Raw genomic sequence first — 12368 nt, 5'->3', positions numbered from 1 at the left:
CCGCATCCAAGAACTTGTATCGGTGATTTTAACATTAAAATATATAAAGGCTGCCGAGACTTTCCCGGCAGCCTTAAAGCGTTCGGTTTGCCGAACGTTTTTCTTATTTTCCTTTTTCCTTTTTTATATCCGAAGCTTTTTTCACAATCACACCGCATACAATTCGTTTTCCAGAATTTCCAGCTGGTTGCGTCATTCCATCATCTGCATTTTCTGTAATAATAAGCGATGCACCGTCTTTTTTATGCAGCGTTGTTTTTCCTTCTTTTAAACTCACTTGCGGTGCAGTAAGATCCGCTTTAATCTTTCCTTCACCATCTGCAATTACATTCGGTAAATCTCCGTTTTCATACCCTTGCGGATGCAATAATCCATGCTTCTTTTTTCTCAACATTAAAATGATCTCCAGAAGAAATAAAGTCCGGTGCTTTACATTCACCCATTTCATGAATATGTACTCCGTGTACACCAGGTGTAAATCCTTCTGCTTTAATAGAAATCTTTACACCGCTTGTCTCCTGAGAGACCTTAGCTGTTCCAACTTTATCTCCAAAAGCATTGTAAAGCTTCACTTCTATTTTTGTCGGCTTCTCTTGTGCACATCCAGCAAAGAGGAAGGCTGCGAAACATCCCAATACGAGTTGCTTTTTCATCCGTATTCCCTCCAGACTCATTCTGTTCTTATATTGTCCGAGCCTAGAAGGAAACATACAAAAACTCCCGCCACTTATAGACGCTATACTTAAGACAATTCTCGACGAAAAAGCATCCGTAAGTGCCCGATTCGTTCAACTAACCTTTTGGAGAAAAACATTCCTAAAGAAAGTTTCACTTTATCCCGCTCTAACAGTCGGTAAGATGCTCGGCTATGAAGAAATAACAAACCGTCTGTAAGAACCCGATTGGCTCAACTAACCTTTTGGAGAAAAACATTCCTAAAGGAAGTTTCGCTTTATCCCGCTCTAACAGTCGGTAAGATGCTCGGCTATGAAGAAATAACAAACCGTCTGTAAGAACCTGATTGGCTCAACTAACCTTTTGGAGAAAAACATTCCTAAAGGAAGTTTCGCTTTATCCCGCTCTAACAGTCGGTAAGATGCTCGGCTATGAAGAAATAACAAACCGTCTGTAAGAACCCGATTGGCTCAACTAACCTTTTGGAGAAAAACACTCCAAAAGGAAGTTTCGCTTTACCGTTTCTCTTGTCCCATAATACGTTTTTCCATCTCTTTTAAATTCTCTGCTTCTCGTTCTGATGATTTAATAAAAATACGCCATGTAGCAACTGCTCCAACAAGAAATAACACGCATACAATACCAGGTATAATATATTCTGTCTTGTCTTCTGGAAAGTATAAAGGCATCATAATTCTTCACTCCTTTGTTTATTTCCTTATACAACCGATTATACAGAAATTTCAGTCAAAACAAAACTTCCTTCTCCTTTGACTCCTTCTCTTCCATTGCTTACTATGAGAAAGAGGTGAAAAACATGAATGAAACATTCCAAATTGGTGATGTTGTAACAGGCATTTACAAAACAGGGAAGTACATTGGTGAAATTACAAATGTTCGTCCACAGCATTATCTTGTAAAGGTGCTCGCAGTTATGAAACATCCAATGCAAGGCGACTTACATAACGTAAAACAAGCTGACGTGCCCTTTTTCCATGAACGCCGTGCCTTAGCATTTCGTGAACAAACAAATATCCCACAGCAAATGGTCAAGCAATATGAAGGTGACGTGCCTGATTATAAAGAATCGCTTCAAAAAGCATTAACAGAACAAATGCAACAATTACAAGAGGACGACTCTCCATTTGCACAGCGAAGTTTACAAATGCTAGAACAATTAAAGCATGATTATCAATTGTAAAATCAGTAGCGCCGAACAAACAAAACAGCCAAATTACAATTATGATTGTAATTTGGCTGTTATTGTGCACTTACCTTTTTTAATACTTTCGAAAAGTCTACAAGCTCGCCAAGTGTTGGAGGAGCTGGTTTTACTAAGTATTGTTTATCTTTCTCAACAAGTTTAAAAATGTTATATGTCGTCATCGCATCATCTAACGCACAGTGATGCTTACCTGTAGCGACCTTTCCGTATGCTTCAATAGCTTTCCATAATCCAGTTTGGTTGCGATCCCCAAAAAAACGCTTATACTCTAACGATAAATCACGGCATTGTCCCGTAAACGGATAAGGAATATTCGCTATTTCGCAATTATGTTTCAGCACTCTCATATCCATGTTTCCCCACGTCACAATTGTTGTACTGCAACGTTTATCATAGTTTGCCAGCTTTTCAACAAGCGTTGCAAATGAAATCCCATCATCCACTGCTTCTTGCTGAATTCCTAAAAACTTTTTGCACCGTTCTGTTAACGATGAAAAGGTTTCCGGTTTTACATAAGAAGAATACGTATCAACTACAACATGATTTACAACCGAAACAATTCCTACTTCAATAATTTCCGGAAAAATCCTTTTGGCTTTTTTCGATTCTGAGGCATTGTAAACTCAAAATCTAAAAATAATAATTGTTGTTCATCCATACGATCCCTTCCTTATAAATTCTTCCATATTAATCCATTATATCACAACAAATAACCCCGAATACGTTTACGTGCATGAATCCTAATTGAGAAAGAAGAAGCGTCCATAAGAGCCCGATTGGTTCAATAAGATGTATCTTATATATATGTCAAATAACAGCAAATATTTTCAAAAATAAGAAAATAACTCAATTCATTTGTGCAGAAAATATGACAAAACAATTGCTTTCATTTACATCTTACATTTTTCTACTTTATAATGGCTTTAATTGTGTTTATTACATAATCGTATCAAACAATAAGAAAAACTACTGAGAGGAGATGGGATTTTTGCATGAAACAACACAAGAAATTGCAAACTGGCAATACTATTTTGCAATTGCTGTCTTTTTAGTTACATATGCCATCATCATTTCTGAAAAAGTTAACCGTGCTGTCATCGCACTGCTTGGTGCAGCTTTAATGGTAATTGTAGGAGTTGTTGACTTACATAATGCTTTTACGAAGCATATTGAATGGGGAACGATTACCTTACTCATTGGTATGATGATTTTAGTTAACATTACGAGCAAATCAGGGGTCTTTCAATATGTTGCGATTAAATCCGCTAAGAAAGCGAAAGGAAATCCAATTCGTATTTTAATTATCCTTTCTTTACTAACTGCAGTTGGCTCTGCTTTTTAGACAACGTAACAACGGTTCTTCTCGTCGTACCAGTTACGCTATCTATCACACGTATTTTACAAGTAAATCCTGTTCCGTATTTAATATCAGAAATTATTTTCTCAAATATCGGTGGAACAGCTACACTTATCGGTGACCCTCCAAATATTATGATTGGTTCTGCAAATAAACATTTAGATTTTAATGCTTTCTTAGTGAACTTAGCTCCAATTGTAATCATCATTATTGCAGTAACAGCAGTTATGCTGTACTTCATGTATAGAAAACAATTAATAGCTGATCCAATCCAAATTAAAAAATTAATGAGTCTAGATGAAAAGCAATACATTAAAGATCCAGTACTAATGAAAAAATCACTAACTGTACTGGGGCTTACAATCATCGGATTCATGACACACTCTATTTTTCACGTTGATGCAGCAGTTATCGCCTTAACAGGAGCAACGATATTAATGTTAATCGGTGTAAAAGAGCATGAAATTGAAGAAGTATTTGCTAATGTAGAATGGGTTACAATTTTCTTCTTTGCTGGCTTATTCGTACTTGTTGGCGGTCTTATCGATATTGGTTTAATTACATCGTTAGCACAGCAAGTATTAAATATAACTGGCGGTGACATTTCTTTCGCTGCTGTACTTATTTTATGGGTATCTGGCATCGCTTCTGCAACGATTGATAATATTCCATTCGTCGCAACAATGATCCCGCTTATTAATGATATGACAATTGGACTCGGCTTAACACCATCTGATGCACAGGTCGACGTACTCTGGTGGGCACTAGCACTTGGCGCTTGTTTAGGTGGAAACGGAACATTAATCGGGGCATCCGCAAACGTAATCGTTGCAGGTATTGCAAACCGCGAAGGACATAGCTTTAGCTATATGGAATTCTTAAAAGTTGGCTTCCCAATTACAATTGTTTCATTAATCATTTCGAACATTTATATTTATTTCCGTTACTTAATGTAACGTAAAGCGAAAGCGGCTCGCTCAGAATGAGAAGCGAAGCCACTGACCATGCTAGCTGCTGGAGCTAGACAATAGAAAAAACGGAAGGAAACCCTTCCGTTTTTTCTTATCCTTAATATCTCGGTTCATTATTTCGAATTACAAATAAGTGAATCGGAAGAAAAATGGAACATGTAATAACGTGTAGCACCGTATATAGTACTGCATTTGTTGTGTATCTTTCTAATAGTAAATATACGATATAAATACCTAACGCAATCAATAGGACTGAAGATATGGTATGCAAAAATGGAATCCATCCGATAATAAAGCAGGCAACATACACACCAAATAACTTCCATCCCGCTTGCGGCTGCATAAATTGCGGTAATTTCTTTCCAATTAAATCTCCCCATATTTTACAATTTAAAAATGGAATAAACGCAAAGAAGGAATCTTCCAACCCATCAGCTTTTGCCATGTTATACAGCGCGAATGCTGTTAATAAATAAGCAGCTACAACCCAGACTAAAAAGATAATAACAAAAATAAGTCCTAACGCTAAAAAGCCGGCTATAATCCCATCATTCGCTGTCCCACCTATTACAACTTGGTCACCCATCTTAATACCCCCTTTTAACTCAGTTCCGTTCTTTTTCTATATATTCGTAACGGAAAGTATTAAGAAGTGGATAAAAAAATTTTTATCTTGTCCCAAAAGCGTTACACTTAAATAGAAAAATAAGAATAAGGAGTGAATATATGCATCCTTTCACAGAAAGCCTACAGAAACACTTTGAAGCACATCGCAACCGGGAAAAAGCAGAACCAATGGAACGTTATATGAAAAATCACTTTCCATTTCTCGGCATTCAAACCCCAGAGCGAAAACAGTTATTTCGGGAAGTGTTACAAAATACTGAGGCACCAAAAGGAGCAGAACTTCCTGTTATTCTTCGCGAACTATGGGCACTGCCAGAACGAGAATTTCAAATGGTTGCTTTAACTCTATTAGATAAATATCGCAAACATTTAAATGAAACACATTTACCACTCTTAGAAGAGCTCATTACTACAAAATCATGGTGGGATTCTGTGGATATGCTTGCAAGTCATTTTGTTGGCCTCATCTTAGCGACACACCCACATTTAATCGAAGCGTATGTGCAAAAGTGGATGGCGTCTAACAATATGTGGCTGCAGCGAACATGCCTTTTATTCCAGCTTAAGTATAAAGAAAAAACAGATATAAAACTCCTCTTCTCGTTAATCGAGCAGCTCAGTCACTCTAAAGAATTTTTCATTCAAAAAGCAATCGGCTGGGTACTTCGTGAATACGCAAAAACAAATCCGCAAGCTGTATGGGAATTCGTACAAACACATCATCTTGCACCGCTTAGTAAACGTGAAGCTATTAAACATATCAAAAATGTATTCGAGCAGTAATTTTTGGGCTATACTACATACTAGATACTGCATATACTACGCTAAATACGTCTCTCTATTGTGAATTAAAAGAGAACATGATAAAATATGGTCATCTATTTTTTAAATATGGTAGCGATGAAGGACAAATAAGTACTTGCAAAAACGAAGCGATTCAGGGATGGTGAAAGCCTGAAACTGCAAGGAAAAAGGCAGTCCCGAGCAATGCAATATAAAGTGGACATACAATTTTGTGTGTCAACTAGGGTGGAACCGCGGGCAAACGCTCGTCCCTAGGCTGAATAAGCCTTGGGACGAGCGTTTTTTTATTGAAAAGCGGAAGCGGCTCACTCCCCATCACTTCTACAAGTACTACTCTATCCTTCATCGCCAATACGTTACCTTTTAAGGAGGAATTGAAAATGGCTTCAATGGAACAAATCGTAAACTTAGCAAAGCATCGTGGTTTTGTTTTTCCGGGTTCTGAAATTTACGGTGGTCTTGCAAATACTTGGGATTACGGTCCACTTGGTATCGAATTAAAAAACAACGTGAAAAAGCTTGGTGGAAAAAATTCATTCAAGAATCTCCGTATAACGTAGGTTTAGACGCAGCAATTTTAATGAACCCAAAAACTTGGGTAGCATCTGGCCACGTTGGAAACTTCAACGATCCAATGATCGACTGTAAAAAATGTAAAGCGCGCCACCGTGCTGACAAATTAATCGAAGATGCTTTAGATGCAAAAGGCATCGAAATGATCGTTGACGGTCTTACTTTCGATCAAATGGCTGGATTAATGAAAGAACACGAAGTAAAATGCCCAGATTGCGGCAGCGAAGACTTCACTGAAATTCGTCAGTTCAACTTAATGTTTAAAACATTCCAAGGTGTTACAGAATCTAGCACAAACGAAATTTTCCTTCGTCCTGAAACTGCACAAGGTATTTTCGTAAACTTCAAAAACGTTCAACGCTCTATGCGTAAAAAGCTCCCATTTGGTATCGGCCAAATCGGTAAAAGCTTCCGTAATGAAATTACACCTGGTAACTTTACATTCCGTACACGTGAGTTTGAACAAATGGAACTTGAATTCTTCTGCAAACCTGGCGACGATTTAGAATGGTTCACATTCTGGCGCAACACTTGTAAAAACTGGCTTCTTACACTTGGTATGAACGAAGAAAGTATGCGTCTTCGCGACCACGGTGAAGAAGAATTATCTCATTACAGTAACGCAACAACTGATATCGAATTTAAATTCCCATTTGGCTGGGGCGAACTTTGGGGCATCGCGTCTCGTACAGACTTTGACTTAAACCGTCATATGGAGCATTCTACTGAAGACTTTAACTATGTAGATCCACAAACGAATGAACGTTACGTACCATACTGCATCGAGCCATCTCTTGGCGCAGACCGCGTAACATTAGCATTCTTATGTGATGCATACGAAGAAGAGCAATTAGAGAACGACTCTCGTACAGTTCTTCGTTTCCACCCAGCATTAGCGCCATTTAAAGCAGCAATCCTGCCGCTTTCTAAAAAGCTATCTGAAGGTGCACAAGAAGTGTTCGCAGAAATTGCAAAAGACTTCATGGTGGACTTCGATGAAACAGGTTCTATCGGTAAACGTTACCGCCGTCAAGACGAAATCGGTACACCATTCTGTATCACTTACGACTTCGACTCTGTTGAAGACAAAGCAGTTACAGTACGTGACCGTGACACAATGGAACAAGTACGTATGCCAATTAGCGAACTAAAAGGCTTCTTAGAGAAGAAAATTCAATTTTAATGAGAAAACGACTGCTTGAGGCAGTCGTTTTTTTCATCTTCTCAATATATCGGCGCTTCGACAGGATATAAAGTGAAACTTCCATCAGTGACGCTTTTCTCACTGATGGAAAGCTCTCACCAATCGGGCTTTTACGGGCAGTTTTCTTCCCCGCTCTTCTCCAGCCTTTACTGCCCGTTAATGCGGGATAAAGACCCTTCCACAATGTTCAATGAATACAGCATGAAAGAAAAAAAACGATTGCCAATATCGGCAATCGTTTTTATTTTTCTCTTTCACTGCAACTGTACATCTGGAAATACAAATTAAAGTATTGTCTTCATCAATAATTCGAATGTCCCACACCATCGTCGTTTTCCCTTTGTGAAGTGGTGTTCCGATCGCTGTTACAATTCCTTCTCGTTTTGAATGTAAATGATTTGCATTAATTTCAAGACCAAAGCACAGATATTTATCTTGATCAATTAAATTATATGTACCAACACTTGCAACTGTTTCTGCTAGAGCAACAGATGCTCCTCCGTGTAAAAAACCAAATGGTTGATGCGTACTTCCATGTACTGGCATTGTCGCTACAACCTTCTCCTCTGTCATTTCTAATAATTCAATACCTAATGCTTCCATTAATGTTTTAGGCATACAATTATCCCCTTTCGAATTACCAAAAAACGCATAATAATATCTATTTCTTTTCAAACTATCAGTGAATCTATAATACATGGAGGTACCTTTTATGAAGAAACTATTATATATTATATTATTTTTTTACTTCTCTATCGCTATTGTACCAAAAAATGCAATAGCAGCCCAACCATCTAACCTTACAATTAAAGTTCATACTATGACCCAAAAAGGTAAGAACCCTTATTTTGAATATCAACTCAACTATCCACAATTTCATAACATTCCAGATGGACAATTTCAAAAGAAATTAAATACGTATTATGAAAAAAGCACGAACCAGTTTAAAAAGAACTTAGAAAAAGATGCAAAAACATATTATGAACAATCAAAAGAGACAGATGCTCCATTTCATCCATATATCGCGAATGTTGACTACAAAGTAGGATTAAATAAATTCCCATTGCTCAGTCTATATGTAAATCGCTATCAATATACGGGTGGCGCTCATGGCATGTACGAGTGGAAAGCAAATACATTTGATGTAGAGAAAAACAAACCTCTCCGCTTAGCAGACTTATTTCAAAAAGATAGTCAATATGAAACAATCATTAAGACAGAAATCGTTAGACAAATTGAGCAAAATAAGGAGAACTTCTTCCCAGATGCTGCCGAGAAAGCGATGAACGAAAAAAACTCAAATACGTTTTAGAACAAGATCATCTCATGATTTATTTCCCGCTGTACGAAATTGCGCCGTACGCAAGTGGTATCCCACAATTCCGGATTCCATATACATTACTTCGTGAAGTATTAAAGCCAAAATATCAAAATATTCTAATTGACAATGCATAGATGAATTCAGTACGATAATGTTAACTACAAAACAATCGGAGGTTAACATTATGAATAAACTTCGTGCATCAGACTTAGCTTTAGCTGCAATGTTTGTCGCACTTATGGCAATTGGCGCAAATATTACATCTTGGGCACCATTTCTACAAGTTGCAGGTATTCCGCTTTCTATGCAGCCATTCTTTGCTATTTTAGCTGGTCTTCTTCTTGGAAGCCGAATCGGGGCCTTATCTATGATTGTTTATACACTAGTTGGAATTGCAGGAGCACCTATATTCGCTGGCTTTCAAGCTGGATTTAGTACTCTATTAAGCCCAACTGGCGGATTTATTCTTTCTTTCATTGTTGTTGCTTATGTAACAGGTAAAATCGTTGAGCAAGTCAAAAACCCAAAATTCGGTACATTTGCTACTGCTTCTGCTGTCGGAATCATTCTTGTCTATATTATTGGAACGACTTATATGTACTTAGCTATAAACAATTGGGTAGGCGGTCATATTAGCTATGCAGCAGCTTGGAAAGTTATGATGTGGTTTGCTGTAAAAGATATCATCTTTACAATGATCGGTGCAGTTATTGCACCTCGTATATACTATGCTGTTCGCCGTTCTGCCTATCAGAATAGTCGCCTTGCTTCATAAGGTGAAACCGTTATTTCATACTATTGTTTTGTTATAAGAGGCGAGAATTATTACGGTCTTTTATTGCGAGCTAAAAAGGATATCCGCCCCTATTGGGTGATATCCTTTTTTAATTGGGAAACATTTTACGTTACCAAGATATATTTGATTTTTACATACAAATAAATTATGCTTGAAAAAGAATTAAATTTAAATAAGGAATTGATTATAAATGAGTAGAGAGGCATCTCAAGACAATACAAAAAGATTTCTCATTGTAACACTATTTTTCACCCTTGGGACAGCTTTAGGAAAACTACTTGGATTTACAAAAGAAGTAACACTTGGAGCTTATTTCGGTACAAATTATTCCGTTGACGCATACGTTGTAGCTTTAAATATACCAACTATTGTTTTCACTGGTATTACAGGGGCTTTCGCCTTTTCTTTCATTCCTATCTTTATGGAGTTAAAAGGAAAAGATCCACATAAAGCATATCGATTTATGAATAACTTTTTAAACATAGTTCTACTTATTTTTTTCATTCCGCTTTTGCTCATTGAATTACAGCCCCGCTTCTTCATTTCAATATTTGCGCATGGGCTCCCTGAGCAAACAGCTTTATTATCGGCTCATCTATTGCAAATTATTTTTCCGACTGTATTTTGTACATTCATGATTGATATTTTTAATGCTTATTTGAACAGTTTACATAAATTTCGTATTACGAGTATGCAATGGGTTGTATTAAACGGTATTACACTTATTATTTTTATTTGCCTTGTACAATGGATAGGAATTTATGCACTAGCATTAGGTGTTATTGTCGGAAACATCGTACAAAATATACTCGTTTATTTCGCCTCCAAGCGTGAAGGATATCGCTATCAATTTGTAATCGATTGGAAAGATCCTTCTTTAAAAACCATGATATCTTTGAGCATTCCTGCTTTTATTACAAGTATGTCTGTTCAAATTAATCTACTTGTAGATCGTACACTAGTCTCCGGATTACAAGAAGGATCCATCGCAGCTCTTAATTACTCCCAAAAGCTATACTTTATTCCGCTTGGGTTAATTGCTGCTCCTGTTTTAACAGTTATGTATCCTAAATTTGTCGAATACGTAAATCATTCGAACTGGAAAGACTTCACAAAATTAATGGAAACAAATATAAAGGTGCTGTTATATTTGTTTATTCCTGTTTTTATTTATTTCACCTTTTTTACAGAGGAAATTGTCAAAGTTGTTTATAACTATGGTGCATTTGGGGAAGATTCTATCATAATGACAGCAACCGCGCTGCAATTTTATGCGTTAGCTGCCCTCATGCAGCCTTTAAAAGACTTACTTGATCGCTTGCTTTTTCTTTGAAACTGAATCGATACATTATGTATGCATCGATTATTTCCATGATTATAAATGTTATATTATGCATTATACTCGTTAACCAAATTGGTTTAGCTGGTGCAGCTCTTTCCACTTCAATAGCATCAGCCAGCACTGTACTCATGCTATTATGGATGCTCCGAAAATTCATGAAAGAGAAAGAACAGGTAAGCTCGCACTACGGTGGCTTTTTACTTAAATGTATTGTTGCATCTTTTGTAAGTTTGTATGCTTCTAAACTGCTGCTTCATTTCTCACACGATACAAAGTTGCTTATCTTATTAGCAATAGCAATTGGTGCCATCGTTTACTTACTCGTTACTTATATATTAAAGATAAAGGAGCTACAACAATTGCTGTCGCTATTTTTAGGTAAAAGGAAGAATATAAATGAATAAAATTATGTACCTTTTAAATTATATCGGGGATGGCGGATCCGAAAAATACGTTCTAGATTTAATGGAATCCGTTGGTCCAGAACACTGTATCCTTGTATACTCTATCCCTGGTCCTTTCTTAAAAAAGTTTGAACAACTAAACGTACCGATGTATCAAATCAAAATGCGTCATCCTTTTGATATACAAGCTGCTATGCAGTTAAAGAAAATTATAAAAAAGAAAAAATCGATATTGTTCATGCACAGTTTTTACGTGAAAATTATATCGCTATTCTAGCCAAATTATTAGGTGCTCCTATTCGGGTTATTTGGACATACCACGTAAATGTGCCGATGTCATTTCACCTAAAGTGGAGCAATTCCTTTTTTACCCGCTATAATGATGCTATCATTTGCATCTCTCAATTTATGAAGGAGCAGCTATGTCAAAAGGGCGTACCAGAAAAAAGATAAAGGTCATTTATAACGGCGTTGCAGATCCGTATATAGATGCCTCTCTTTCTCAGCATCACCCAAAAAAAATAGCTGTTATCGGAAGGCTTAGCAAAGAAAAAGGACAACTATTCTTATTAAAAGGCTTGAAAGAGCTAAAAGCACTACATCCATCTTTACAATGGCATTGTGATATTATCGGTGAAGGACCGTTAAAAGAAGAGTTAACAGAGATGATTCAAGAGTTATCACTATGTGAACATGTATCATTAACAGGCTTTCAAGACGACATTATAAAAGAATATACAAAACATGACATTATTGTGATTCCATCAGAAAATGAAGGATTATCCTATGTCGCTATTGAAGCAATTGCTATGAAAAAACCTGTTATTGCAACAAATGTCGGTGGTTTGCCAGAAGTAATTGTTCATAATCATTCGGGTTTATTAATACCGTATGGATCGGAAGAAACATTGGCTGCATCTTTAGCACAATTATTACAAGATGAAAAGTTATATCATTCCTTAGCAGAATGTGGACGCGAACATTACTTACAAAACTTCACTTTTTCAAAAATGTTAAAGGAAGTTACAGCAATTTATCGCACACCATCATCATGTTAAAGGAGGATATA

General features: G+C 36.8%; 10 protein-coding genes and 6 pseudogenes. 11 read left to right on the top strand and 5 right to left on the bottom strand.

The annotated features are described in order from the left end of the window. Positions 1 to 103: 103 nt before the first annotated feature. Both ACEWFJ_RS04110 and ACEWFJ_RS04105 read right to left on the bottom strand, forming a co-directional pair. Positions 104 to 653 (bottom strand): annotated as a pseudogene (locus ACEWFJ_RS04110) (superoxide dismutase family protein). Between the two features lie 537 nt (positions 654 to 1190). Further along, a complete protein-coding gene (locus ACEWFJ_RS04105) occupies positions 1191 to 1367 on the bottom strand; it encodes a hypothetical protein (protein WP_176524603.1) in 177 nt (58 codons plus the stop codon). A 125-nt stretch (positions 1368 to 1492) separates the two neighbouring features. Between ACEWFJ_RS04105 and kapB the strand changes: the two genes are divergently transcribed. Next, positions 1493 to 1876, top strand: a complete 384-nt coding sequence (kapB, locus tag ACEWFJ_RS04100) for a kinase-associated lipoprotein KapB (RefSeq protein ID WP_440603045.1) — start codon at positions 1493 to 1495, stop codon at positions 1874 to 1876. Positions 1877 to 1935: 59 nt separating this feature from the next. Here kapB and kapD read toward each other — a convergent pair. Then, positions 1936 to 2558 (bottom strand): annotated as a pseudogene (kapD, locus tag ACEWFJ_RS04095) (3'-5' exonuclease KapD). 330 nt (positions 2559 to 2888) lie between these two features. Here kapD and ACEWFJ_RS04090 point away from each other — a divergent pair. After that, positions 2889 to 4213: pseudogene (locus ACEWFJ_RS04090) on the top strand (ArsB/NhaD family transporter). A gap of 112 nt (positions 4214 to 4325) precedes the next feature. Here the strand turns inward: ACEWFJ_RS04090 and ACEWFJ_RS04085 are convergent. Continuing rightward, a complete protein-coding gene (locus tag ACEWFJ_RS04085) occupies positions 4326 to 4814 on the bottom strand; it encodes a hypothetical protein (protein ID WP_473690583.1) in 489 nt (162 codons plus the stop codon). Positions 4815 to 4954: 140 nt separating this feature from the next. Between ACEWFJ_RS04085 and ACEWFJ_RS04080 the strand changes: the two genes are divergently transcribed. Then, positions 4955 to 5638 (top strand): DNA alkylation repair protein, encoded by a 684-nt coding sequence (locus ACEWFJ_RS04080; RefSeq protein WP_473690581.1) that lies wholly within the window; start codon positions 4955 to 4957, stop codon positions 5636 to 5638. Positions 5639 to 6039: 401 nt separating this feature from the next. Next, positions 6040 to 7415: pseudogene (locus ACEWFJ_RS04075) on the top strand (glycine--tRNA ligase). Between the two features lie 261 nt (positions 7416 to 7676). Here the strand turns inward: ACEWFJ_RS04075 and ACEWFJ_RS04070 are convergent. Continuing rightward, positions 7677 to 8054: pseudogene (locus ACEWFJ_RS04070) on the bottom strand (hotdog fold thioesterase); the annotation flags it as partial. Positions 8055 to 8148: 94 nt separating this feature from the next. Between ACEWFJ_RS04070 and ACEWFJ_RS04065 the strand changes: the two are divergent. From ACEWFJ_RS04065 to ACEWFJ_RS04035, 7 genes and pseudogenes are all read left to right on the top strand, one after another. Next, positions 8149 to 8891: pseudogene (locus ACEWFJ_RS04065) on the top strand (DUF3298 and DUF4163 domain-containing protein). A gap of 50 nt (positions 8892 to 8941) precedes the next feature. Beyond that, entirely contained in the window at positions 8942 to 9532 is a 591-nt protein-coding gene (locus ACEWFJ_RS04060) for a biotin transporter BioY (protein ID WP_473690579.1), read from the top strand. Between the two features lie 211 nt (positions 9533 to 9743). Further along, positions 9744 to 10886, top strand: a complete 1143-nt coding sequence (murJ, locus tag ACEWFJ_RS04055) for a murein biosynthesis integral membrane protein MurJ (protein WP_473690577.1) — start codon at positions 9744 to 9746, stop codon at positions 10884 to 10886. Continuing rightward, positions 10883 to 11299 (top strand): lipid II flippase MurJ, encoded by a 417-nt coding sequence (locus ACEWFJ_RS04050; RefSeq protein ID WP_473690575.1) that lies wholly within the window; start codon positions 10883 to 10885, stop codon positions 11297 to 11299. The genes murJ and ACEWFJ_RS04050 overlap by 4 nt, the downstream gene beginning before the upstream one ends. After that, positions 11292 to 11576, top strand: a complete 285-nt coding sequence (locus ACEWFJ_RS04045; RefSeq protein WP_473690573.1) for a hypothetical protein — start codon at positions 11292 to 11294, stop codon at positions 11574 to 11576. Before ACEWFJ_RS04050 ends, ACEWFJ_RS04045 begins: the two co-directional genes overlap by 8 nt. Then, positions 11525 to 11752, top strand: a complete 228-nt coding sequence (locus ACEWFJ_RS04040) for a glycosyltransferase family 4 protein (RefSeq protein ID WP_473692345.1) — start codon at positions 11525 to 11527, stop codon at positions 11750 to 11752. The genes ACEWFJ_RS04045 and ACEWFJ_RS04040 overlap by 52 nt, the downstream gene beginning before the upstream one ends. Beyond that, positions 11722 to 12357 carry a glycosyltransferase family 4 protein gene (locus ACEWFJ_RS04035; protein WP_473690571.1) on the top strand — a complete coding sequence of 212 codons (636 nt, stop codon included), beginning with the start codon at positions 11722 to 11724 and terminating at the stop codon, positions 12355 to 12357. The genes ACEWFJ_RS04040 and ACEWFJ_RS04035 overlap by 31 nt, the downstream gene beginning before the upstream one ends. Positions 12358 to 12368 lie beyond the last annotated feature (11 nt).

Source organism: Bacillus sp. EA-CB0995, from assembly GCF_055814245.1.
This window is presented reverse-complemented; position numbering and strand designations above follow the sequence as displayed.